Origin of the sequence: Streptomyces lomondensis, from assembly GCF_014651035.1 — a bacterium.
Lineage (GTDB): Bacteria > Actinomycetota > Actinomycetes > Streptomycetales > Streptomycetaceae > Streptomyces > Streptomyces lomondensis.
In genome coordinates this window covers 182,075-205,213 of record NZ_BMWC01000004.1, presented here as the reverse complement: position 1 = coordinate 205,213, position 23,139 = coordinate 182,075, and the positions used below count along the sequence as shown (strand labels likewise).

At 74.1% G+C, this 23,139-nt stretch carries 23 protein-coding genes; 10 read left to right on the top strand and 13 right to left on the bottom strand.

Going from position 1 to position 23,139, the window contains the following annotated elements:
• Positions 1-99: 99 nt before the first annotated feature.
• Together IE255_RS16125 and IE255_RS16120 are read left to right on the top strand one after the other, a co-directional pair.
• On the top strand, positions 100-996 hold the full coding sequence (locus IE255_RS16125) for a DMT family transporter (RefSeq protein WP_190051360.1): 897 nt from the start codon (positions 100-102) through the stop codon (positions 994-996).
• A 15-nt stretch (positions 997-1,011) separates the two neighbouring features.
• Complete coding sequence (locus IE255_RS16120; RefSeq protein WP_190050954.1) at positions 1,012-1,761, top strand: SDR family oxidoreductase; 750 nt, start codon at positions 1,012-1,014, stop codon at positions 1,759-1,761.
• 15 nt (positions 1,762-1,776) lie between these two features.
• Here the strand turns inward: IE255_RS16120 and IE255_RS16115 are convergent, their stop codons facing one another.
• The 4 genes from IE255_RS16115 to IE255_RS16100 all read right to left on the bottom strand — a co-directional run bounded on the left by IE255_RS16115 (position 1,777) and on the right by IE255_RS16100 (position 4,899).
• On the bottom strand, positions 1,777-2,562 hold the full coding sequence (locus IE255_RS16115) for an Fpg/Nei family DNA glycosylase (protein WP_190050953.1): 786 nt from the start codon (positions 2,560-2,562) through the stop codon (positions 1,777-1,779).
• 10 nt (positions 2,563-2,572) lie between these two features.
• Positions 2,573-2,944, bottom strand: coding sequence for a VOC family protein (locus IE255_RS16110; protein WP_190050952.1), 372 nt, complete (start codon positions 2,942-2,944; stop codon positions 2,573-2,575).
• A gap of 470 nt (positions 2,945-3,414) precedes the next feature.
• A complete protein-coding gene (locus IE255_RS16105) occupies positions 3,415-4,359 on the bottom strand; it encodes a DUF6397 family protein (RefSeq protein ID WP_190050951.1) in 945 nt (314 codons plus the stop codon).
• A gap of 126 nt (positions 4,360-4,485) precedes the next feature.
• The gene (locus tag IE255_RS16100; protein WP_190050950.1) at positions 4,486-4,899 is read right to left on the bottom strand and encodes a roadblock/LC7 domain-containing protein; all 414 of its coding nucleotides are present in this window, start codon (positions 4,897-4,899) and stop codon (positions 4,486-4,488) included.
• Positions 4,900-5,000: 101 nt separating this feature from the next.
• Between IE255_RS16100 and IE255_RS16095 the strand changes: the two genes are divergently transcribed.
• Positions 5,001-5,429 (top strand): PPOX class F420-dependent oxidoreductase, encoded by a 429-nt coding sequence (locus IE255_RS16095; protein WP_190050949.1) that lies wholly within the window; start codon positions 5,001-5,003, stop codon positions 5,427-5,429.
• 15 nt (positions 5,430-5,444) lie between these two features.
• Here the strand turns inward: IE255_RS16095 and IE255_RS16090 are convergent, their stop codons facing one another.
• From IE255_RS16090 to IE255_RS16070, 5 genes are all read right to left on the bottom strand, one after another.
• Positions 5,445-6,050: a GTP-binding protein gene (locus IE255_RS16090; RefSeq protein WP_190050948.1), complete on the bottom strand. Its 606-nt coding sequence runs from the start codon at positions 6,048-6,050 to the stop codon at positions 5,445-5,447.
• A 63-nt stretch (positions 6,051-6,113) separates the two neighbouring features.
• A complete protein-coding gene (locus tag IE255_RS16085; RefSeq protein ID WP_190050947.1) occupies positions 6,114-6,524 on the bottom strand; it encodes a DUF742 domain-containing protein in 411 nt (136 codons plus the stop codon).
• 22 nt (positions 6,525-6,546) lie between these two features.
• Positions 6,547-6,984, bottom strand: a complete 438-nt coding sequence (locus IE255_RS16080; protein WP_190050946.1) for a roadblock/LC7 domain-containing protein — start codon at positions 6,982-6,984, stop codon at positions 6,547-6,549.
• Positions 6,981-9,515 (bottom strand): sensor histidine kinase, encoded by a 2,535-nt coding sequence (locus IE255_RS16075; RefSeq protein ID WP_190050945.1) that lies wholly within the window; start codon positions 9,513-9,515, stop codon positions 6,981-6,983. Before IE255_RS16075 ends, IE255_RS16080 begins: the two co-directional genes overlap by 4 nt.
• A 221-nt stretch (positions 9,516-9,736) precedes the next feature.
• Entirely contained in the window at positions 9,737-10,510 is a 774-nt protein-coding gene (locus tag IE255_RS16070) for an MHYT domain-containing protein (protein WP_190050944.1), read from the bottom strand.
• Between the two features lie 152 nt (positions 10,511-10,662).
• Here IE255_RS16070 and IE255_RS16065 point away from each other — a divergent pair, with 152 nt between their 5' ends.
• Entirely contained in the window at positions 10,663-11,262 is a 600-nt protein-coding gene (locus tag IE255_RS16065) for a class I SAM-dependent methyltransferase (protein ID WP_190050943.1), read from the top strand.
• Positions 11,263-11,271: 9 nt separating this feature from the next.
• Here IE255_RS16065 and IE255_RS16060 read toward each other — a convergent pair whose 3' ends face one another.
• Complete coding sequence (locus tag IE255_RS16060; protein WP_190050942.1) at positions 11,272-12,174, bottom strand: oxygenase MpaB family protein; 903 nt, start codon at positions 12,172-12,174, stop codon at positions 11,272-11,274.
• A gap of 100 nt (positions 12,175-12,274) precedes the next feature.
• Here IE255_RS16060 and IE255_RS16055 point away from each other — a divergent pair, with 100 nt between their 5' ends.
• Together IE255_RS16055 and IE255_RS16050 are read left to right on the top strand one after the other, a co-directional pair.
• Positions 12,275-12,571 carry a hypothetical protein gene (locus IE255_RS16055; protein ID WP_190050941.1) on the top strand — a complete coding sequence of 99 codons (297 nt, stop codon included), beginning with the start codon at positions 12,275-12,277 and terminating at the stop codon, positions 12,569-12,571.
• Between the two features lie 133 nt (positions 12,572-12,704).
• On the top strand, positions 12,705-13,562 hold the full coding sequence (locus IE255_RS16050) for a hypothetical protein (protein WP_190050940.1): 858 nt from the start codon (positions 12,705-12,707) through the stop codon (positions 13,560-13,562).
• 13 nt (positions 13,563-13,575) lie between these two features.
• Here the strand turns inward: IE255_RS16050 and IE255_RS16045 are convergent, their stop codons facing one another.
• Positions 13,576-13,758 carry a tail-anchor membrane protein gene (locus IE255_RS16045; RefSeq protein WP_031114931.1) on the bottom strand — a complete coding sequence of 61 codons (183 nt, stop codon included), beginning with the start codon at positions 13,756-13,758 and terminating at the stop codon, positions 13,576-13,578.
• Between the two features lie 170 nt (positions 13,759-13,928).
• Here IE255_RS16045 and IE255_RS16040 point away from each other — a divergent pair, with 170 nt between their 5' ends.
• Positions 13,929-17,048, top strand: a complete 3,120-nt coding sequence (locus tag IE255_RS16040; protein WP_229906429.1) for an SCO1167/SCO6262 family helicase — start codon at positions 13,929-13,931, stop codon at positions 17,046-17,048.
• Entirely contained in the window at positions 17,045-18,313 is a 1,269-nt protein-coding gene (locus IE255_RS16035; RefSeq protein WP_190050939.1) for an SWIM zinc finger family protein, read from the top strand. The genes IE255_RS16040 and IE255_RS16035 overlap by 4 nt, the downstream gene beginning before the upstream one ends.
• Here the strand turns inward: IE255_RS16035 and IE255_RS16030 are convergent.
• On the bottom strand, positions 18,302-18,652 hold the full coding sequence (locus tag IE255_RS16030; RefSeq protein WP_190050938.1) for a hypothetical protein: 351 nt from the start codon (positions 18,650-18,652) through the stop codon (positions 18,302-18,304). The genes IE255_RS16035 and IE255_RS16030 overlap by 12 nt on opposite strands.
• A gap of 272 nt (positions 18,653-18,924) precedes the next feature.
• The gene (gene xylA / locus IE255_RS16025) at positions 18,925-20,091 is read right to left on the bottom strand and encodes a xylose isomerase (RefSeq protein WP_190050937.1); all 1,167 of its coding nucleotides are present in this window, start codon (positions 20,089-20,091) and stop codon (positions 18,925-18,927) included.
• 129 nt (positions 20,092-20,220) lie between these two features.
• On the opposite strand from xylA, the gene xylB reads away from it, so the two are divergent.
• Both xylB and IE255_RS16015 read left to right on the top strand, forming a co-directional pair.
• Positions 20,221-21,666 carry a xylulokinase gene (xylB, locus tag IE255_RS16020; protein WP_190050936.1) on the top strand — a complete coding sequence of 482 codons (1,446 nt, stop codon included), beginning with the start codon at positions 20,221-20,223 and terminating at the stop codon, positions 21,664-21,666.
• A 120-nt stretch (positions 21,667-21,786) separates the two neighbouring features.
• Complete coding sequence (locus IE255_RS16015) at positions 21,787-23,022, top strand: ROK family transcriptional regulator (protein WP_190050935.1); 1,236 nt, start codon at positions 21,787-21,789, stop codon at positions 23,020-23,022.
• Positions 23,023-23,139 lie beyond the last annotated feature (117 nt).

The window sequence follows — 23,139 nt, the reverse complement described above, 5'->3', positions numbered from 1 at the left end:
GCCGGGCGGCTCCGATCGCGTCGGCGCCCCCGTCCGGCGACCATGGCAGGAGGAGGCCCAGCCGGCGTCACACGCCCGCCGATCCGGGAGGTGGCCACGCTGCACACCGTGCTCCCCGTCGTGTTCGCGGTCTGCGCGGCCGCGAGCAACGCCGTGGCGACGGTGCTGCAGCGCAAGGCGGCGCTGACCGTGCCGCGCTCGGAAGGCTTCCGGGCCGGGCTGATGCTCGATCTGCTGCGCAGGCCCGTCTGGCTGGCGGGCATCCTCGCGGTGATCGGTGCCGCCGTCTGCCAGGCGCTGGCGCTGGCGACCGGGCCGTTGACGATCGTGCAGCCGCTGTTCGTGCTGGAGCTGCCGCTGACCCTCGTCGTCGCCTCGCTGCTGATGCACCGGCGGCTGCCGGGTACGGGCTGGCTGGCCGTGGCGGGGGTGGTGGCGGGGCTGGCGGTCGCGCTCGCCGCCGCGTCGCCCTCCGGCAACCGCACACATGTGGAGCTGGACCGCTGGATTCCCGCGCTCGCCGTGTGCGCGGGGGCGGTCGTGGGCCTCGCGCTCGCCGCCGTCCGGCGCCCGGAGGGCCGCGCCCGGGCGGCGTGCCTGGGTGCCGCGACGGCGATCAGTTACGCGGTGACGGCGGCGCTGATGAAGGCCGCCACCCACATCCTCGACGACCAGGGGCTGGTGGATTTCCTCACCGCCTGGCAGACGTACGCGTTCGCCGCGACCGGCGTGTGCGCGCTGTTCCTGCTGGAGAACGCGATGCAGGCCGGACCGCTGGTCGCCTCGCAGCCCGCGCTCACCCTCGGCGACGCCATGGTGAGCCTCGCCCTCGGCATCACCCTGTACGAGGAGAGCATCCGCTCCGGGTGGTGGCTGCTGCCCCAGGTGTTCGGTGTCGCGCTGATCGCCGCGGGGGTTCTCGCGCTGGCGCGGATTCCGCTCACCCAGTCGCTGGTGGCACCGGACGAGGAGCGCCGGACCGCGGCAGCTCCCTGAGCGAAGGAGGTCACGATGGGGCGTCTCGACGAGCAGGTGGCGGTCGTCACCGGTGGGGCCGGCGGCATCGGAGGCGCGGTGGCGCGCATGCTCGCGGCCGAGGGCGCCCGCGTCGTGGTCGCCGACATCCGGGACGCCGAGGGCACGGACCTGGCCACACGGCTCGGCGGCCGGGCCCGCTTCACGCACCTGGATGTCACCAGCGAGGACGACTGGCAGCGGGTCGTCGACGACACCGAGCGGGACCTGGGGCCGGTCTCCGTCCTCGCGAACATCGCGGGGATCATCGACTGGGGGCCGATGGAGGAGCAGAGCCCCGAGTCGTTCCGCCGGGTCGTCGACGTCAACCTCACGGGCGCCTGGCTGGGGATGCGCGCGGCGGCACCGTCGCTGCGCCGGGCCGGGGGCGGCGTCATCGTGAACATGTCGTCCCTGGCCGGGCTGACCGCCTACGCCGGGGTCGGAGCGTACGCGGCCAGCAAGTGGGGGCTGCGCGGACTGACCAAGGCCGCCGCGCTGGAACTCGCGCCCGACCGGGTCCGGGTCTGCTCCGTCCACCCCGGCGCCATCCGCACCCGGATGACGGCCGGCTTCGGCGACGCGTACACCGCGGGGCAGCCCATCCCCCGGTTCGGCGAGCCCGAGGAGGTCGCCCGCATGGTGCTCTTCATCGTCACCGACGCCACCTTCTCGACGGGCTGCGAGTTCGTCGTGGACGGCGGCATCCTCGCCGGCCCGCCGGCCGTCCTGAACCCCGCCGACTGACCGGCCGCGCCCGGTTCAGCCGTCCGGCTGGCACCGCGGGCACCACACCGTGCCGCGGCCTGCCATCCGGGACCGGCGCAGGCCGGTGCCGCAGCGCGGGCACCTCGGCTCCCGGTCGTCGCGATGGCCGGTGAGCCAGGAGTCGCGCGGCGGGACGCAGCCTGCGGAGACGGAGGAGCGCAGGGTGCGGCGCATCTCGCTGTACAGGCGGCGGCGGTCGGCCTGGGCGAGGTCACGCGCCGGGCGGTCGGGACGCAGCCGGGCGCGCCACAGGATCTCGTCGGCGAGCAGGTTGCCGAGGCCGGCGAGGACGGACTGGTCGGTGAGTGCCGTCTTCAGAGCGCCGCGCCGTGCCGAGAGCGCGGTCTCGAACTCCGCGCGGTCCACCGCCATCGCGTCCGGGCCCTGCCGCGCCAGCAGCCGGTCGATGTCGGACTCGTCGTGGGCCAGCCAGAGCCCCTGGAGTTTGCGCTGGTCACGGAAGCGCAGCTGACGGCCGCCGCCCAGGGTGAACAGGACGCGGTCATGGGCCTCGACGGCGTCCTCGGAGCGCCCGCAGACCAGCCGGCCGGTCATGCCGAAGTGCAGCACCAGGGTCGGGCCGCCGGTGCGGGCGAGCAGCCACTTGCCGTGCCGCTCCGGCGTGCCGAACCGTCGCCCCTCCAGCGCGTCGCGCAGCCGCCGGGCGTCGACCCCGTGCAGGACGCCCGCGTCCCGCACGTCCACGCTCCGGATGACCCGGCCCTTCGCGCAGGACTCGAGCACCTGCCGGAACCCCTCGACATCGGGCAGCTCGGGCATGGCGGGAGCGTCAGGTCTCCTGGAGGACGGACAGCACGTTCCCGGCCGGGTCGGTGAACCAGGCGATCAGCGGGCCGCCGCCGCGGAAGATGCCCTTGTCGTCCGTCTTGTACTGGTCGTAGCGCTCGAACCGCACCCCTCTCCTGTCCAGCTCGTCGACCGCGGCCTCGATGTCGTCGACGGGGAAGTTCAGGACGGTGTACGTCGCCGGGGTGTGGTCCGCCTTAGGGTAGACCAGGATGTCCCGGTCACCCGCGATGTGCAGGAACAGCATGCCCTCCTCCTCGGACACCCGCAGTCCGAGCGTGTCGCCGTAGAACGTCCTGGCCGCGTCGATGTCGTTCACGGAGAAGCCGCTGAACGCCTTTGTCGTACCGAACATGATCGCCTCCCGGAATCGGTCTTCTCGTATGTAGGACCGGGACGCGTCCGGAAACTCATCGCCGCGTGGGGGTGCTCCGGCCCCGGGCTCGGGAGCGCGTGATCAGGGCGGCGACGTGGTGGACACAGGGCGTCCCGCCCGGGTTCACGTACCCGTGTACCGCGTCCGCCGCGAAGTAGGCGGAGTCGCCCGCGCCAGCTCGGTGACCGACTCGCCGGCAGCCCACGGGTGCCACCGGCCGACCGGCGACAGCGACGGCGACGGCGACGGCGACGGCGACCAGATGCGCCTTCTCCCCCGGGCCTGATCACCAGCGCGTGGGGATCGCGAGCGCGCAGACAGCGGCGACCTGTCCCCCGGCTTTGCCTGCGGGCACCCTGGCCCGGCCGAGGGGCGCGGCCGAGCACCGCCCTCGCCGACGTCCGGCCCGTGGTCTTCAGCCGGGGTTCGCGCTCCCGGGCCGGCCCGCCTCAGCCCGCAGGTCGCCGGCCTCTGCGGCGCAGCCAGGCCAGCAGGCCGTGGGAAGGGGTGTGCTCCGAGGGCGCGGGCCGGTCCGCCGGCGGAACCGGGGGTGGTGTGGCGGGCTCGGGTTCCGGCGCCGAGGGTGGTGCCGGGGGCGGCACCTGCTGCGGCGTCGGGCGGGGTGCCGGGCGCTGCCCGCGCGCCGTCTCCATCGTGTGGGCCAGGTCCGCGCGGAGCCAGGCCACTTCGTCCGGCTCGCTCGCCGTCATGAGCGTCTCGGCCAGTTCGGCGGCGGGTGAGCCGGGGGCGCCGTGTGCCGGGAGCCGGGGGCGGCAGCGGTCCAGGTGGGCGCGCTCGCAGGGGTCCTCGACGACCTCCGCCACGTCGGCCTGGTCGAGGAAGCAGGCGACGGCTGCCGCGTGTGCCCAGGCGTCGTCGCCTGCCTGCCGTGTCAGGAATCCGAGGTGGCGTCCCCGCCAGTTGCGGGGCCGCCGGTCCAGCCCGGCCTTGAGGCCTTCCCGGATCTCTGCGGGCGTGCGACCGGTCAGCAGGCGGGTGTTGCTCGTCTCGGCCGCGAACTGCTCCAGTTCCTCGGCCAGATACAGCCAGACGACGGTCCGGTAGCGGTTGAGGTAGAAGCGGACCGGAATCAGCAGGCCGTAGCGAGCGAGGCTCGTGAACCTGGTGGGCGTCACCTCCAGGAGTTCGGCGCCCTCAGTCGTGCCGACCGTCGCGACGCGTCGGCGCAGGTCGTCCGGGGAGCCGTCGCCCGCGCGCAACCGGTCGATCTCGGCGCGGGCGACGCGCCGCCCCCCGCCGCCTTCGTCGGGAACGGTCCGGATGAGCCCGAGGTTCACCGCCAGGTCGAACTCGCCCCGCTTGAGGCCGAGTTCGCGGGCGGCCCGGCTCGGGGCGCAGGAAAGGCGGTCGGGTTGGGTGCTGGTGCCTGACATGGTCGGTCTCCCCCGTGGAGTCAGCGGCTCACGCCGTGCGCGATCGCCGTGGAAAAACCGTAGCCGCTTCGGCGTCTCGCGTGGCGAGCCTGTGGATAACTCCGCGGGGGATGACGAATGCGCAGGTCAGAGGTCTGTGGCCGGTTTCCGTTCGGGCTGGCGCGCATCCACGTCGAGGTGCTCGCCGACCCGGTTGACCAGAAGCGTCATCTCGTACGCGATCTGGCCGATGTCGGCCTCGGCGCCGCTGAGGACGCACAGGCAGCTGCCCGTGCCGGCCGCGGTGACGAAGAGCACCGCGTCGTCGAACTCGATCATCGTCTGGCGGACGTTGCCCGCCCCGAAGTGCCGTCCCGAGCCCTTGGCCAGGCTGTGCAGTCCGGACGACACCGCCGCGAGGTGCTCCGCGTCCTCGCGGCGCAGTCCCGTGCTCGCCCCGGTCACCAGGCCGTCGTTGGACAGGACCAGTGCGTGCCGCACCTCGTGGACTCGCTCGGTCAGGTCGTCCAGCAGCCAGTCGAGCCCCTGGTTGTGCGCCATGTCCGATCTCCCCGTTTTCCCCGTGTGATTCTCCTCCTGGCCGGAGGATCTCCACGCCAGCCTTCCCCACGACCGCTGTCGGGGCAAGGAGGATGGGAGCCATGGCAGAGAAGATGACCGACGCGCAATGGCGGGAGTTCGTTTCGCACGGCACCCGCACCGGAAAGCTCTCCACGGTCCGGGCCGACGGGAGCCCGCACGTGACGCCGATCTGGTTCGTGCTGGACGGGGACGAGCTGGTGTTCAACACCGGCAAGGACAGTGTGAAGGGGCGCAACATCGCCCGGGACGGCCGGGTCGCCCTGTGTGTGGACGACGACCGGCCGCCGTACTCCTTCGTGGTGCTGCGGGGCCGCGCCCGCGTCTCCGAGGACCTCGACGAGATACGCCACTGGGCCACCCGTATCGGCGCCCGGTACATGGGCGAGGACCGCGCGGAGGAGTTCGGCGCCCGCAACGGCGTCCCGGGTGAACTCCTGGTCCGCGTCGGCATCGAAAGGGTTCTGGCGGAGCGGGACGTCGCGGGCTGACCGCGCGGGCCGCGGTCAGCCGACCGAGTCGAGGAGCCGGGCGGTGTGCATCCGCCCGGCGTATTCGACGAGACGGATCAGCACCTCCTTTCCCGAGTCGCGGTCCCGGGCGTCGCACAGCACCACGGGCGTGCCCCGGTCGAGGTCGAGGGCGCGCGAGACGTCCGGGGCGCCGTGCCGCCGGGCGCCCGCGAAGCAGTTGACGGCCACCACGAACGGGATGCGCCGGTGCTCGAAGTAGTCGACCGCGGGGAAGCAGTCCTCCAGGCGACGGGTGTCCGCGAGGACCACCGCACCGAGCGCTCCCTGTGACAACTCGTCCCACAGGAACCAGAACCGGTCCTGCCCCGGTGTGCCGAACAGGTACAGGGAGAGGCCGGACCGGATGGTGATGCGCCCGAAGTCCATGGCGACGGTCGTGGTGGTCTTGTGGTCCACCCCGTCGGTGTCGTCCACCGACTGGCCGGCTTCGCTGAGCAGTTCCTCGGTGCGCAGCGGCCGGATCTCGCTGACGGCTCCGACCAGGGTGGTCTTGCCCACGCCGAATCCGCCGGCGACCAGAATCTTCAGCGCCAGTGCGGCGGTTTCGCCGCCCGGGGCGTCGGAGTGCTCGGAGACCATTGATCACTTCTCTCGGGAGTGCCGGCAACAGGTGACGTGAGTGCGGGTGTGGTGTGGGTTCATCTACAGCGCCCTCAGTCCCTCGATCACCTCGCGCAGGATGCGTTCGTCGGGCAGTTGCGCCGGTGGTACAGAGCGGCTGACGGTGACGCAGCCGAGTTCGAGGAGGTCGCCGAGGAGGACCCTGACCACGCCCACGGGCAGGTCCGCGCCGGCGGCGAGTTCGGCGACCGACTGGGTCTCCGTGCGGCACAGGCCGATCAGGGCCCGGTGCTCCGGGCCGAGCAGGGCGTCGTCCACGCCGGGTGCGCCCGGGTCCAGCGTGACCAGGGCGATCAGGTCGAACCGCACGCCCGTGGGGCCGGGCCGGGTGCGTCCGCCCGTCATGGCGTAGGGGCGCACCAGAGGGCCGGCCTCGTTGTCGTACCACTGGGTGCCCTCCTCGCGCGGGGTGCCCCTCATGTCCTCGGTCATCTGCGCGGACCGCCCTCTCGGCTCATCCGGCGGCAGGAGGTCGCGCGCCGGCGCGGGGCGCCGTGCCGAGGTGCTCGCCGACGCGCTTGACCAGGCGTGCCATCTCGTACGCCACGAGGCCGATGTCCGCGGTCACGGCGGTGAGGAGGGCGAGGCAGGAGCCGTCGCCCGCGGCCGCCACGAACAGGAAGCCCTCGTCCATCTCCACCATGGTCTGGCGGACGCCGCCGGCGCCGAAGTGCCGTCCCGCGCCCTTGGCGAGGCTGTGGAAGCCCGAGGCGACCGCGGCCAGGTGATCGGCGTCCTCGCGGCGCAGGTCGCTGGAGGCGCCCACGGCGAGACCGTCGTTGGACAGCACCACGGCGTGCCGTATCGCGCTCACGCGGAGCACCAGGTCGTCCAGCAGCCAGTCGAGTTCGCCGGAGCGCCGGGCGGTGTGGGTGCTCGGGTCCTGGATCATGCGGGGTCTCCTTCGCTGCTGTCGCTGCCCGCCGCGGCGCCGGGCGTGGTTCCGCGGCCGGGTTGCCGGCCGCCGCCGCGGGCCCAGCCGTCGCGGTACGCCGCCATCCGGTCCCGTACGTGTTCGGGGGTACGTGCGTGGTCCTGCGGCTCGGGCGCGGGCGGCGGCTCCTCGGGGCGTCCGTCGCGCAGTTGGGGGGCGAGACTGGCCTGCCGTACGCGGCGCGGGAGGTCGTCGGAGCCCTCGGGCTGCTCCTGGGGGCGGTGCAGTCGCAAGGTGGCGACTCCTGGGGCCGGGGTGCTGCTCGCGTTCTCCGCGTGGCGGGCGGACTCCGCGGCGGCCGGTACGGGAGCCACGAGGGCGCGCCGGTCGGCCGGTGCGGCGACGGTGTCCTGGAGCGGGGTGTCGTCGGGCACGCGCGCGTAGGCGCGTTCCGCGGGCTGCCGCGCGGGGGCCGCCTCGCCGGGGGAACGTTCCGGCGTCCCGGTGTGGAGCAGGGCGGTGGGCAGCAGGACGACCGCCGTGGTGCCGCCGTACGGCGAGGGCCTCAGGTGGACCTTGACGTCGTGCCGGGCGGCGAGCCTGCTGACGACGAACAGGCCGAGCCGGTCGCTGTCGAACAGGTCGAGCGCCTCGGACTGCGCGATGCGGCGGTTGGCCTCGGCGAGGGTCTCCTTGCCCATGCCGAGGCCGCGGTCCTCGACCTCGACGGCGTAGCCGTTGCCGACGGGTTCGCCGGTGATGCGTACGCGCGTGTGGGGCGGCGAGAACTGGGCGGCGTTCTCGATGATCTCGGCCAGGAGGTGCGTGAGGTCGGCGACGGCCGTGCCGATGACGGCGGTCTCGGGGAGTTGCCGTACCTCCACGCGCGCGTAGTCCTCGACTTCGGAGACGGCCGCGCGGACCACGTCGGTCAGGGAGACGGGCATGCGCCAGGCCCGGCCGGGGGCGGCTCCGGAGAGGATGATCAGGCTTTCCGCGTGGCGGCGCATGCGGGTGGTGAGGTGATCGAGGCGGAAGAGGTCGCTCAGTTCGTTCGGGTCGTCGGAGCGGCGTTCCATGCTGTCGAGGAGGCTCAGCTGCCGGTGGACGAGGATCTGGCTGCGGCGGGCGAGGTTCACGAAGACACCGGAGATGCCGCTGGCGAGTTCGGCGCGTTCCACGGCGGCCCGCAGCGCGGCGCGGTGCACCGTGCCGAGGGCTTCGGCGACCTGCCCGGTCTCGTCGTCGGCGGGTGGCCCGGGCGGGGCCTCGGCGCGGACGTCGATCTCCTCCCCCGCGCGCAGCTTCCGCATGGCCTCGGGGAGTTTGCGCCGGGCGATCTCCAGGGCGCTGTTGCGCAGGCTCACCAGTTCCACCACGAGGCCGCGGCCGATGCGGACGGAGATGACGAGCGAGGCGGCGACGGCGGCGAGGCCGAGCAGGACGGCGGCGCCGGCCGGGGTGAGCAGTCCTCGGGCGAACGGGTCGGCCCGCTCCGCGACACCGCGGGCCGCGTCGCCCTCGATGGTGCGCATGCCGCTCTGCACGCGCGCGTGGGCCGTGTTCCAGGTGCTCTCGGGTGCCGCCTCGACCGCCTTTTCGCCCGGCGCGCCGGCGAGGATCTCGTCCTCGGCGTCGCCCAGGCCGGCGTAGGCGCTGCTGTCGGAGAGGGCGTCCCAGGCGGAGCGTTCGGTGCCGCGCAGGTCGGCGACGGCCGACTCGGTGAGGGAGCGGCGCAGTTCGACGGCGCCGGTGAAGATCCGTAGGCGCTCCCCGTTCAGGGCGCCGTCCAGGCGGGCACTCGCCAGGACGGCGTCCTCGCGGGCCAGCGCCTCGCCGGCGCGGGCGAATTCGAGCAGCACGCGTGCGTCGGAGCCGAGGTCGGCGTCCTGGATGCCGGTGAGGGCGCCGCCGACGGCGAAGGCCGCCGAGATGGTCCGGGTGTAGCGGGTGTACGTCTCGGCCCAGTCCGCGCTCCGGTCCCGCACCTCGGTGCGCAGCGGACGCAGTTGCTCGGCGCCCGTGACGAACTCCTCCAGTCGGCGGGCGACTCCGGCGGGCAGTTCCCCGCTGTCGGCGACGGTGCTGTCCTTGCCGAGCCGCAGTTTCGCGACGGCCTGGTCGGTGCGCCGGGCGAGTTCGTCCAGCTCGTCCGTGCGTACGGCGGACGGTTCGGTGGCGTGGCGTACCGCGGCCGCGCGTTCGGCCTGGAGGGCGGCGACCGCGGCGGAGACGGGGGCGCGGACGGTGGTGTCCACGCGCTGCACCTGCCGGAGCCGGGAGACGTCCTGGGCGGTGGTGACGGTGGCGTAGGCCCACAGGGCCAGGAGGGAGACGACCGGCACCATCAGCAGGCAGACGATCTTGGCGCGCACGGTACGCGGGCGTATGTGCCAACGCTCGGCACGCGCGGGGGCCCCGTCCGGTGCGGCGCCCGAGGGTGCCTCAGGGTCCTCGTCGGCCGGTGGCCCGGCGTGCGCGCGGCGACCGCGCACCGGCGGGGGCGGCGCCTCGGCGCCGGCTGTGGGGGTCCTACGGGGTGTACGCATGGACTCCTCGCTCGGGAGTGGTTCGGGGGCCGTGCCACCCCGGCTGCGGGGCGTGCCACCAGGCTTCGGGTCGTGCCGTCCGGGCTATGGGGCGTCCCGTCCAGGCTTCGGGTCGTCCCGTCCGGGCTTCGGTTCGTGCCGTCCAGGCTTCGTCGTGCCGTCCGGGCTAGCTACGGGTGGTCGTCCGGGCCGCCGGACCGCAGCCGGAGCCGCGGCCGCGGCTAGTGGGCGGGACTCTCGACCGGCCGCTGCGCCGAGGCGGACGCCTCGCGCTCCCCCGCCGTCGGCGACAGCGCGACGAAGGCCGAGGTGAGGAAGAGATAGGACCCGAGGCCGACGGCGAGGGGGAAGATGAACTGCATCGCCGTGGCCCCGGGCAGGACCTCCCCGGAGGGCGTCACGCGCACGCTCACCGCGAACATGCCGGTGTAGTGCATGCTGCTGACGGCCGCGCCCATGATCAGGGAGGCGATGGTGACGGCGACGGGCGACTTGATGTTGAGCGCCGCCCACAGGGCCGCCGTCGCGGCGACGACGGCGATCAGCACGGAGAGCCCGACGAGCACCGGGTCGTAGGTCACGTCGCCGTGCAGGCGGACGGCCGCCATGCCCAGGTAGTGCATGCTCGCGACGCCGAGGCCCGTGGTGAGGCCGCCGAGCAGCAGGGCCCGGCCGCGGTCCCGGCTGTAGCCGACGGCGAAGACGCCGGCGCAGACGACGACCATGGCGACCAGCAGGCTCAGCAGGGTGAGCGGCACGTCGTAGCGGATGTCGGTGCCGGCGACGCTGAAACCGAGCATGGCCACGAAGTGCATGGTCCAGATGCCGGTGCCGATCGCCGAGGCGGCGGTGAGGAGCCAGTTGCGGCGCGAGCGGCCGGTGGCGGCGAGCGCGCGGACGGTGCAGCGCAGTCCGAGGGCGGCGCCTATGCAGGCCATCACGTACGACAGCGCGGGGGTCAGCCACCCCAGGGCGGCGTGGTCCAGGTGTCCCATGGCCCCGGGACGCTAGACCCGCCAGGGGCGTGCGAAGGGGGCGCATTTCGAAAGGTGTTGGAATATGACGCAGAGATGTACCGGAACGATCGGGTCACGCTCGAACGTGTGCACTGAGGCGTCATCCGTGCCGGTGAGGAATCATGCGGTACATGAGCGACGAGCAGACGCGTGTCCAGGAGTTCTTCACCGCCCGCGCCGCCGACTGGGACACCCGGTTCCCCGACGACGGCCCGGCCTACGCCGCCGCGGTCGCGGAGCTCGGGCTGCGTGCGGGCGACCGGGTGCTCGACGCGGGCTGCGGCACCGGGCGTGCTCTGCCGCCGCTGCGGGCCGCCGTGGGGCCGTCAGGAGTGGTCATCGGGGCCGATCTGACCCCGGCCATGCTGCGGGAGGCCGTACGGGCCGGACGGGACCGTGACGGGGCGTTGCTGCTCACGGACGTCGCCGCGCTGCCGTTGCGCACGCGGACGCTGGACGCCGTGTTCGGGGCGGGCCTCATCTCGCATCTGCCGAGCCCGGCCGAGAACCTGCGGGAGCTGGCGCGCGTGGTGCGGCCCGGTGGAGTGCTGGCGCTGTTCCACCCGATCGGCAGGGCGGCGCTGGCGGCGCGCCACGGCCGCCCGCTCACCCCGGACGACCTGCGCGCCGAGCCCAACCTCCGTCCGCTGCTGGCCGGTTCCGGGTGGCTCCTGACGTCGTACGTCGACGAGGACGCCCGCTTCCTGGCGCTCGCGGTGCGCGAGGACTGAGCCGCCGCGTCACCCGGCCTCGGAGCCGGGCATCTCCACGTGCCGCACGGGGCAGCCCCGGACCCCGGGGACGGGGTGCGTGCCGAGATCGGCGATCCGGTAGCCGTTCGGGTAGCCCTTGATCTCCCAGTTCTGCCGGGCGAAGTGCGGGGCCCGCCGGGGCGGCAGCAGACGGACGGCACGCCCCCGCAGCCGTACCGCGCGACGCACCCACGCGCGCGTGGCGGCACTCGGCGGGGTGTAGCGGAAGGCGCGCAGGAGCGAGTCGTCGAGGAGTGAGAGGGTCGTGGTGCGCAGCAGGGGGGCGAGGGGGCGCGGGTACCAGGAGGCCATGAGGTCGAGCGTGGCGTCCGAGACGCGGCGGGCGTCCTCGTCCCAGGCGAAGTGGGCCGCCTCGTAGGTGTCGAGGCAGGTCTCGAACTCCTCGTACGTCTCGGGGATGTCCTTGATGCCCATGTGCCGGCCCAGTGTGCGGTAGTGGACGACACTGGCGACGATCTCGTGGCGCGACATCCTGCGCCAGCCGTAGGCGTCGATCCACCGCCTGGGCATCACGACGAACGTGCAGAGCACGTAGCGCATGTCCTCGTCGCTGATGTCGTAGCTGCGGTGCATCTGGTTGATGCGGCGGATGGCGGTCCTGCCCTGCTCGCTGCCGAAGCCGTGCTCGACGACGGCGTCCAGGAGCAGCGAGGTGTCGTCGTAGCGTTTCTGCGTGCGCTCCGTGAGCTCCGCGGTCTCCGCGAGCAGCCGGCCGATGCTCGGGACGGCGTAGGTGCGGTACAGGGCCAGCTCCAGCGACCGGGCGAAGTCCCAGGGGAACTCGTACGCCACGCTCAGCCGGTAGATCTCCGAGGCGTCCCGGTACGGATCCATCCGGCGGATTTGTTCGAGCCGTTCGAAGCGCTTCACGGTACCCTCCCCCTTCTGCCACCGAAGCTCCAACTCTACTTTGATGGGCGGGAGATGAACGGTGAGCGGGGAAAACGCACAGGGGGAAGGTGGTCAGCACATGTGGGACAAGGTCCGCAAGGCCGGGGGCAGAGTCGCTCATGCCTTGCGCACGGAGACGAAGCCCGACGGGGACACACGTCCGCACAATCTTTTCGAGGCCGCGGCCGTCTACGTCACGGCGTGCGCCGAGGACGACCAGGAGCGGGCCGACGAGGCGGCAGGGTGGGTGTCGCCGGAGGCCCTGTCGTTCGGGGTGAACGAGCTGGCCTGCCGGGCCGTCATCGCACTCGCGCGGGAACGGGACGAGTCGCCGGGAACCGTGGCCCGTGAGCTGCTGGGGCTGCCGACGACGTGAGGCGCCCGGCCCGGACGGCCGATTCGCCCCGTCCGCCGGAAAACTGCAGCTCCGGGTGCGCTTGCGAGGTCGTGACAAGCGGCTTCCGGGCGCACTAGGGTCGCGCCGGTGGACCAACGATGGGGAGGCTGGGATGGCCGGGACGGACGAGGACGCCGTCGCCGCCGCGGACGATGCGCTCTATGTGCTCACGGCGGTGCTGCTGACGCCGGCGAAGTTCCCGAGTGTGCTCGGCGACGACTACCCGGAGGCGTGCGCGGCGCTCGGCCTGGCGCCGCTCGCCGACGGGTACGGGCTGGTGCTCGGCCAGGACGGCGACGGCGCCCGGTGGACGGTGGTCATCGACGACGTCTCCCTGGTGGCCGTCGCGATCGCGTCGTGGGACTGCGGCATGGAGTACGAGCTGTCGCCCGACGAGCGCACGGTCGTCGCCGCACTGCCCGGCTGGCCCCTCGCGGTCGCCGTCGCGGCCCCCGGAGTGCCCGCGCCGCACGATCCCGGCCCGGAGGTCGACGACCGGCCGCCGCTCGCCCCGCCGGACACCACCGTCTGGGGGCCGGCCCAGCGGCGCCTGGGCGCCGACGAGATCGCGCTCCAGTGGGCGGTGTGGCGGGAGCAGGTCGACGACTCGGCGTTCTCGACACCGGGGACCTCCGGGACACCGGGTGACGGGGGCGGAGCGGCCGACGGTCCCGAGCGGAGCGGGGAGAACGGGCAGCCGGGCCACAGCGGCATCCGGCGCGTCCTCGCCGAGGCCCGCACCTATGTCGACTCACCGCCGCCGCTGGGCCGGGTCCGGTCGTCCTTCGCGCCGGGGGACGCGCGGACCCTGCGCGCCGACGGTCCCGGCTGGTCGCTCGTGGCCAGGACCGACGACATCGCGTTCGTACTGCTCGACGAGGAGCCCGGCGAGGTCCTGCCGGTGGGCCGGGGGCCGGAGCTGCCGGGTCTCCTCGAGGCGCTCGACAAGATGGCCGTACGGCCGAACTGACCGGTACGGCCGATCAGCGGCCGAGCTCCTTGCGGGTCGCGCGGCGCAGCCTGCGCCGCTGTGAGGGGTCCAGCGTGAGGTACGCGGCGGCCGGGACTCCCAGGATGATCAGCAGCGCGGCCCACCAGGGCAGCCAGATCAGCAGGATGAGTCCGGCCGCCACACCGCCCGCGGCGATCTTGGCGTTCTTCGACATGACTGTCGCCTCCTTCGCGGCCATTGCCGCTCTCTGTCCCGAAAACGGACCCGCGCGTGCGGCGGTTCCGACCGCGACCCTGAGACATCCCTGAGGTGCGACCCCGACGCACCCCTGAGACCTCCATGGTGACCCAGCTCACAGCTCAGCCATACCCATGTGCGCCGAAAATGCTGTACCCTCGGCGACTCCGCCAAGTAGTCAAATTTGAGGAATCAGTCATAGTCGAGCACCCGACTCCCCCGGCACCCTCCTCCGAGATTCCCGAACTGGCCCACTGCCGCGCCGTCTTCCTGCCCGGCGACCCCGCCCGCACGGGCACCATCGCCTTCTGGCGACCCGACGGCGCGGACGCCACGGCCGTAGCCCCCACGGCCGTGGCATCCGCGGCCGTCGCGTCGGCGACCATCGCGGACCTGACCGTCGTCGTGCCCGGCGACGGCGGGGTCGAGACCGAGAGCGTGCCCGCCGTCCTGGTACCCGTGCGCGCGGCCCTGCCGGTCCTCGCGCGTGCGCGTACCGGCGCGCAGGGACACCGGTCCACCGTGTTCTGGGGCGCGGCGGCCCTGCACGCCCTGCACCTCGTGGCGCGCGGACTGCTGCTGCCGGGGCTGTCCCCGGGCGACCACGACGCCTGGCGCACGGGCCCGCTGCGTGCCCAGGACGTCGAGGCCGTGCGCCGCCTCGCCGCCGCGATGCCGCCCGAGGCGCATGCCGTGCTGCGCGGCGGCGCCGGGCCGCTGCGGTTGCCCGACCCGGAGCAGCTCCTGCGCGCCTTCCTCGACGCGGTCGCCGACACCCTGCCGCGCTCCCCGGCCGCGCCGCTGGTGACGGGCGGTCCCGCCTACGCGGCTCCCGAGCCGGTGCACCTGCCGGAGCAGCGCGCGTGGGCGGCGGACGTCGCCGCGGGTCACGACGCGGGCGTGCGGCTGTCGCTGCGGATCGAGGCGCACGGCCTGATCGAGGCACAGCGCCTGATCGAGGCACACGGCCCTGCGGAGGCGACGGCGAACGACGGGACGGCCGACGCCACGAACTCCGAGGCCACGAGGCCCGACACCACGACGTCCGACACCACGACGTCCGAGGTCACGACGCCCGACGCCACGACGTCCGACGTAACAACACCCGACGCCGCGGACGTGACCTTCCGAGCCGTCCTCCAGGTGCACAGCGTGAGCGATGCCGCCCTCGTCGCGGACGCCGCCGACGTCTGGGCGGGCGACGCCCGGGGAGAGGCCTTCGGCCCACGCGCGCGGATGGACGCCCTGCTCGCCCTGCGCCGCGCGGCCCGTGCCTGGACCCCGCTGACGCCCCTGCTGTCGGCGACCGTCCCGGACGCGGTCGAGCTCGCCGACGAGGAGGTCACCGAGCTCCTCGGCGCGGGCGCCCGCGCGCTGGCCTCGGCCGGGGTCGAGGTGCACTGGCCGAAGGGTCTGGCCCGCGAGCTCACCACGCGCGCGGAGGTGGGCCCCGCGGGGGCGGGGCCGTCCGACGACGAGCCGGAGTCCGGCAAGACCTTCGCCGCCCTGCCGTCGTTCCTCTCCGCGGACGCGCTGCTCGCCTTCGACTGGTCGTTCGCGCTGGGCGACCAGAGCCTGAGCCGCGAGGAACTGGACCGTCTCGCCGAGGCCAAGCGCCCGGTGGTGCGGCTGCGTGACCAGTGGGTCCTGATCGACCCTCAGGAGGTACGCCTGGCCCGCTCCCGGCAGGACCACAGGGTCACGCCGGTGGACGCGCTGGGCGCGGCCCTCACCGGCTGGGCGGAGGTGGACGGCCGCCGGGTCGAGGTGCGGCCCACCGGATGGCTGGCGGCCCTGCGGGAGCGCCTGGAGAACCCCGAGGCGCAGCAGCCCGTGGAGCAGCCGGCCGCCCTCGCGGCCACCCTGCGGGACTACCAGCGGCGGGGTCTGAACTGGCTCGCGAGCATGACCTCGCTGGGCCTCGGCTGCTGTCTCGCCGACGACATGGGGCTCGGCAAGACGATCACGCTGATCGCCCTGCACCTGCACCGGCAGACGGACGCGGAATCCGCCGGTCCCACCCTCGTGGTCTGCCCGACGTCCCTGATGGGCAACTGGCAGCGGGAGATCGAGCGGTTCGCGCCCGGCACCCCCGTGCGGCGCTTCCACGGCGCACGGCGCAGCCTGGACGGCCTGGCCGACGGGGAGTTCGTGCTGACGACGTACGGCACGATGCGCCTGGACGCGCCCCGGCTCGCCGGGGTGCCGTGGGGCCTGCTCGTGACGGACGAGGCCCAGCACGTGAAGAACCCTTACTCCTCGACCGCGCGGGAGCTGCGTTCCATCGGGGCACGCGCGCGTGTGGCGCTCACCGGCACCCCGGTGGAGAACAACCTGTCGGAGCTGTGGGCGATCCTCGACTGGACCACCCCGGGGCTGCTGGGCCGGCTCGGCACCTTCCGCAGGCGGTACGCGGAGGCCGTCGAGGGCGGCCAGGACCCGGCCGCCGCGGACCGGCTGGCCCGGCTCGTACGGCCGTTCCTGCTGCGCCGCCGCAAGTCGGACCCGGGGATCGCGCCCGAGCTGCCACCGAAGACGGAGACGGATCACGCCGTGTCGCTCACCCAGGAGCAGACGGGGCTCTACGAGGCCGTGGTGCGCGAGGCGCTCGCGGAGATCGCCGGGGCGGACAGCATGGCGCGGCGGGGTCTGATCGTGAAGCTGCTGACCGGTCTCAAGCAGATCTGCAACCATCCCGCGCAGTACCTCAAGGAGGAGCGGCCGGTGATCGCCGGGCGCTCCGGGAAGCTGGAGCTGCTGGACGAACTGCTGGACACGATTCTCGCGGAGCGGGCGGGCGTGCTGGTCTTCACGCAGTACGTGCAGATGGCCCGCCTCCTCGAACGGCACCTGGCCGCCCGCGGCACGCCCACGCAGTTCCTGCATGGCGGGACGCCCGTCGCCGAGCGCGAGGCCATGGTGCGGCGCTTCCAGGACGGCGACGTGCCGGTGTTCCTGCTGTCGCTGAAGGCGGCGGGCACCGGCCTGAACCTCACCCGGGCCGAGCACGTCGTGCACTACGACCGCTGGTGGAACCCGGCCGTGGAGGCGCAGGCGACCGACCGCGCGTACCGCATCGGGCAGACCCGGCCCGTGCAGGTGCACCGGATCGTCGCCGAGGGGACCATCGAGGACCGCATCGCCGAACTGCTGGTCCGCAAGCGGGAGCTGGCGGAATCGGTCCTGGGCTCCGGTGAGGCGGCGCTCACGGAGCTGACGGACGCGGAGCTGGCGGATCTGGTCGAGCTGCGAGGGGGCCTGCGATGACTCGGTACGACGATGACAGGGAGCGCACGTTCGCGGCGCTGCCGCCCGCACAGGGGCGGGGCTTCGCGCAGACCTGGTGGGGACAGGCCTGGCTGAAGGCGCTGGAGGACACGGCGCTGGACTCGACGCAGCTCAAGTCGGGACGCCGGCTGGCGCGCGCCGGAGCGGTGGGCGCGGTGTCGGTGCGCCCGGGGCGCCTCACGGCCGTCGTCCAGGACCGCGACCGCACGGCGCACCGGGCCGACGTCCTGCTGGCGGAGCTGACGCCCGAGCAATGGGACCGCCTCCTGGACATGGCCGTGGAGCGGTCCGGTCATGTGGCGGCGCTGCTGGACCGGGAGATGCCGCCGCACCTGGTCGAGGACGCGGCGGCCGCGGGCGTCGAACTGCTGCCGGGCCTGGGCGATCTGGAACCGGAGTGCGGCTGCGGGGCCTGGGACCACTGCGGGCACACGGCGGCGCTCTGCTACCAGGTGGCACGGCTGCTCGACCAGGACCCGTTCGTCCTGCTGCTGATGCGCGGGCGCGATGAAGCGACCCTGCTGGGTGACCTCCAGTCGCGCAGTGGCGCATCCGCCGCCGACTCCTCCGGGCCCAAGGGTGTGGACGCGGCCGAGGCGTACGCGGCCGGTGACATCCTGCCCCCGCTGCCGGCCCTGCCCGACCTGCCCGAGGAGCCGGGCCTGCCGCCGTCCCTGGACACCGGGACACCGCCCGCCGCCGGCATCGACCCGGCCGCGCTGGAGTTCCTGGCCGCACGGACCGCCGTACAGGCCCGCCGCCTGCTCGCGGAGGCACTCCGGGGCGGCTGCGACGCCGAGCTGACGGTGGCGCAGGACGCGGTACGGCTGGCCGCGGGCGACCCTGGACGGGAGGTGGCGGGCCGTCTCGCCGACGGGTCGGGACGCGGCCGGGAGGGGCTGGCGGCAGCGGTGCGCGCCTGGCGTCTCGGCGGCTCGGACGCGCTGGCCGTCCTCGACGAGGAGTGGCGGGTTCAGGGCGAAGCGCTCGCACGCGCGCGTGCCGCCCTGGAGTCGGCCTGGGACGCGGACGAGCGGCCCGAGCTGCGGGCCCGGGGCAACCGGTGGACGGTCGTCGGCGCACCGGTTCAGCTCCGGCTAGGCCGGGACGGCCGGTGGTGGCCGTACCACCGGGAAGGCGGCCGCTGGCTGCCCGCGGGAGGCGCCGCCCAGGATCCGGCGACGGCGCTGACGTCGGCGGAACTCGCCGCCGGGGACGGATCCGCGCCGCGGTCAGGGCAGTAGCCCGCCGGTGTCCAGGGACGGCAGGAGCGATTCGAGGTCGCTCGGCAGATCACTCGGTAGATCACTCGGCAGCTGACTCGGAAAGCCCGACGGCAGCCGGGTCGGCAGCTCGCTCGGCAATCCGGTGGGCAGCTCGGTCGGAATGCCGAAGGACGGCGCGGGAGTGCTGCTCGTGCCCTCGCCGGGCGTCCCCTCGTCCGGCGAGTCGTCCCGTCCCGAGGCCATCAGCACCACGACGGACACGGCTGCGGCGGCCACGAGCACGGCGAGCAGGATGAGCAGCGGACTCCGGCGCCGGGGAGGTCCGGGCGGGTGAGGCGGTACGGGCGGCAGGGCCATACCGCCAGGGTCGCCGCCTGCCGCACAAGGCGGGAGGGGCGCACGGAAGTTGATACCGGCTCATGGCATGGATCGCATGATTCCGGAGCATGACGGCCCCGTCAGCCGATCGCGGTGACCGGCCGACGGGCCCGCACGCGCGCGTGCGGGCTCACGCTGCGCGACACCGCACGGCGCGGGCCGCGCAATGGCCCGCAAGCGCGCGTGCGGCCTCACGGCTCCGGGGTGCGCAACGCCCGCCTGAAGCCGGCCCGCCGCACGCACGCGTGGCCTCAGCCACGCGCCCCCAGCAGGTGGTCCATCGCCAGCTGGTCCAGCTGCTCGAAGGCCATGCCGCGGGCCGCGGCGGCCTCGACGTCGAAGGCCTCGAAGGCCGACCGGTCGGCGAGCAGGGCCTGGAGGCCGTCCGCCGCGGTGGGCTGGGCCAGCTCGTCCAGGCGGGCCGCGCGCAGCGCCTCCTGCACCTCCGGGTCGGCGCGGAAGGCGGCGGCGCGCTCCTTGAGGATGAGGTAGTTGCGCATGCAGCCGGCCGCCGAGGCCCACACCCCGTCGAGGTCCTCGGTCCGCGGCGGCTTGAAGTCGAAGTGCCGGGGGCCGGTGTAGCCGGCCGACTCCAGCAGGTCGACCAGCCAGAACGCGGCGCGCAGGTCACCGGCGCCGAAGCGCAGGTCCTGGTCGTACTTGATGCCGGACTGGCCGTTGAGGTCGATGTGGAACAGCTTGCCCGCCCACAGGGCCTGCGCGATGCCGTGCGGGAAGTTCAGCCCGGCCATCTGCTCGTGCCCGACCTCGGGGTTGACGCCGTAGAGCTCCGGCCGCTCCAGGCGCTCGATGAACGCCAGGGCGTGGCCGACGGTCGGCAGCAGGATGTCGCCGCGCGGCTCGTTCGGCTTGGGCTCGATCGCGAAGCGCAGGTCGTAGCCCTGGGAGGTGACGTACTCGCCGAGCAGGTCGAAGGCCTCCTTCATCCGGTCCAGGGCCGCGCGGACGTCCTTGGCGGCACCCGACTCGGCACCCTCCCGACCGCCCCAGGCCACGTACACCTGGGCGCCCAGCTCGACGGCGAGGTCGATGTTGCGGATGGTCTTGCGCAGCGCGTAGCGGCGCACGTCGCGGTCGTTGGCGGTGAACGCGCCGTCCTTGAAGACCGGGTGCGTGAAGAGGTTGGTGGTGGCCATCGGGACCTTCATGCCCGTGGCGTCCAGGGCCTGCCGGAAGCGCTTGATGTGGGCCTCGCGCTCGGTGTCGCTCGAGCCGAACGGGATCAGGTCGTCGTCGTGGAAGGTCACGCCGTGGGCGCCGAGTTCGGCCAGGCGCTGCACCGTCTCGACCGGGTCCAGGGCACGCCGGGTGGCGTCGCCGAAGGGGTCCCGTCCCTGCCAGCCGACGGTCCACAAGCCGAACGTGAACCTGTCCTCGGGGGTGGGCTGGTAGCTCATGCCGCGGCTCCTTGCTCGCTGAGGCTATTTCGTCATGCCGATTTACAAATTAGTATGCGAGCACCTCTCTGGGAAGAGACAAGGTGCTCCGAACAGAGACACGTGCCGCGTTCAGTAGGGAGAAGCCCGATGTCAGCAGCCGAGGGTCCGCTCGTCGTCGGCGTGGACTCGTCCACCCAGTCCACGAAGGCTCTGGTCGTCGACGCGGCCACCGGCCGGGTCGTCGCGAGCGGCCAGGCGCCGCACACCGTCTCCTCGGGGGCGGGCCGCGAGAGCGATCCGCGCCAGTGGTGGGACGCGCTGTGCGAGGCCCTGCGCCAGTGCGGCGACGCGGCGCACGAGGCCGCGGCGGTGTCGGTCGGCGGGCAGCAGCACGGCCTGGTCGCCCTGGACGACCGGGGCGAGCCGGTGCGTCCGGCCCTGCTGTGGAACGACGTGCGCTCGGCGCCGCAGGCGCGCCGGCTGACCGAGGAGCTGGGCGGCGCGAAGTTCTGGGCCGAGCGCACCGGCCTCGTCCCCGCGGCCTCGTTCACGGTCACCAAGTGGGCCTGGCTGGCCGAGCACGAGCCGGAGGCGGTCCGCGCCACGAAGGCCGTGCGCCTCCCCCACGACTACCTCACCGAGCGGCTCACCGGCCAGGGCACGACCGACCGCGGTGACGCCTCCGGGACGGGCTGGTGGGCGTCCGCGACGGAGGCGTACGACGAGGAGATCCTGGTGCACGTGGGGCTCGACCCGGCCCTGCTGCCCCGGGTGGTCCGGCCCGGCGAGGTGGCGGGCACGGTGCGCGACAGCCATGACCTGCCGTTCTCCAAGGGCACCCTGGTCGCGCCCGGCACCGGCGACAACGCGGCGGCGGCGCTGGGCCTCGGGATCCGCCCCGGCGTGCCGGTGATGAGCCTCGGCACCTCGGGCACGGTGTACGCCGTGTCGCAGCGGCGGCCCGGCGACCCGAGCGGCACGGTGGCGGGCTTCGCCGACGCCCGCGGCGACTGGCTGCCGCTGGCCTGCACCCTGAACTGCACGCTCGCCGTCGACCGCGTGGCGACGCTGCTGCGCCTGGACCGCGAGGCCGTCGAGCCCGGCACGGCCGTCACCCTGCTGCCCTACCTGGACGGCGAACGCACGCCGAACCTGCCGAACGCCTCCGGCCTGCTGCACGGCCTGCGCCACGACACCACCGCCGGCCAGCTGCTCCAGGCCGCCTACGACGGTGCCGTCCACTCCCTGCTGGGCGCGCTCGACCTGGTCCTGGACGAGGACGCCGACCCGTCGGCGCCCCTGCTGCTGATCGGCGGCGGCGCCCGGGGCACGGCCTGGCAGCAGACCGTACGGCGGCTGTCGGGGCGCCCGGTGCAGGTGCCCGAGGCGAAGGAGCTGGTGGCGCTCGGCGCCGCCGCGCAGGCGGCCGGGCTGCTGACCGGGGAGGACCCGGCGGCGGTCGCGCGCCGCTGGGACACGGCGGCCGGGCCGGTGCTCGGCGCCGTCGAGCGGGACGAGGAGACGCTGGCCAGGATCGCCGGGGTACTCTCCGACGCGGCTCCGCTGCTGGAGCGGGGAACGGCCGGGAGCTGACGGAACTGGAGCCGACGCGACGACCCCGTGGAGGCGCGGAGCTGACTCGAACGATCCCGTGGACGCCCACCGCCGGGTGTCCACCCGAACCCCGGACCCAGCCCGGAGGCTGACGCAGGCATGACCGCACCGCCGCACGAGACCCGCCCCGGCGAACCGGGGCGTGCGCCGCACGCGGGCGGCCCGCGGCGGGCGACGCCCGACACCCAGCAGGGCATGCGCCGCCGCAACCTCGCCCGCGTCATGCACGCCGTCCGCGCCGAGGGGCCGCTGTCCCGGGCCGCCGTGGCCGCCCGGATCGGCCTGACCCGGGCGGCGGTGTCGACGCTGGTCGACGAGCTGATCCGCTCGGGGCTGATCGAGGAGCTGGGGCCCGAGCGGCCGGGCCGGGTGGGCCGCCCCGGCTCCGCGCTCGCCGTCAGCGCGCGCGGCCCGGCCGGGATCGGCGCGGAGGTCGGCGTCGACCATCTCGCGGTCTGCGCCGTCGACCTGCGCGGCACGACCCGGGCGCGGGCGATACGGCAGGGCGCGAACCGCGGCCGCTCCCCCGAGCCCGTGATCGCGGAGCTCACCGCACTGATCCTGGAGGTCGTCGCCGAGGCGGAGGGCGAGGGCCTGTGGCCGGCCGGGCTCGCCGTGGCCGTACCGGGTCTGGTGGCGCGCGACTCCCGGACCGTCGTCCGCGCCCCGAACCTCGACTGGCACGACACGGACCTCGGTGACCTGCTGCCGGCGGAGTTCCCGCTGACGGTGGACAACGAGGCCAACTTCGGCGCGCTCGCCGAGCTCTGGCTCGGTGACGGCACGCCGCGCGACTTCCTGCACGTGTCGGCGGAGATCGGCATCGGTGCGGCGGTCGTGGTGGACGGCGGGCTGCTGCGCGGAACGCGCGGTTTCGCGGGCGAGTTGGGGCACGTGCCGGTCCAGCCCGACGGGCCGGAGTGCGCGTGCGGCGGACGCGGGTGCCTGGAGCAGTACGCCGGCGAGGAGGCCGTGCTGCGCGCGGCCGGTCTGGAGCCGGACGAGGACCGCGTGGGACTGCTCGCGGGGCGCGCCGCGGACGGCGACGAGGACGTGCGCCGGGCCCTGCGCGACGCGGGCACCGCGCTCGGTGTCGCCCTGACCGGGGCGGTCAACCTGCTCGATCCGGACGGTGTGGTGCTGGGCGGGGAGCTGTCCGGCGTGGCGCCGTGGCTGCTGCCCTCGCTGCGGGACGAGCTGGCGCGGCGCACCGCGGGCCCGGTCTGTCCCGTGACCGTGTCCCAGCTGGGCCCACAGGGGCCGCTGCTCGGTGCGGCGCACTCGGTGGTGCGGGCGGTGCTGGACGATCCGGCGGCCGTCGCCGAGCGGGCCTGAAAAGGGTCCGTCGCAAAGGGCCGCGTGTCATCCATCGTCCCCAATCACCCGACCGCGTGAGCGAGTTGTCCACATTCTCCGGCCCGTCCACGGAATCAGATCGCGTTCCGCCGGCCG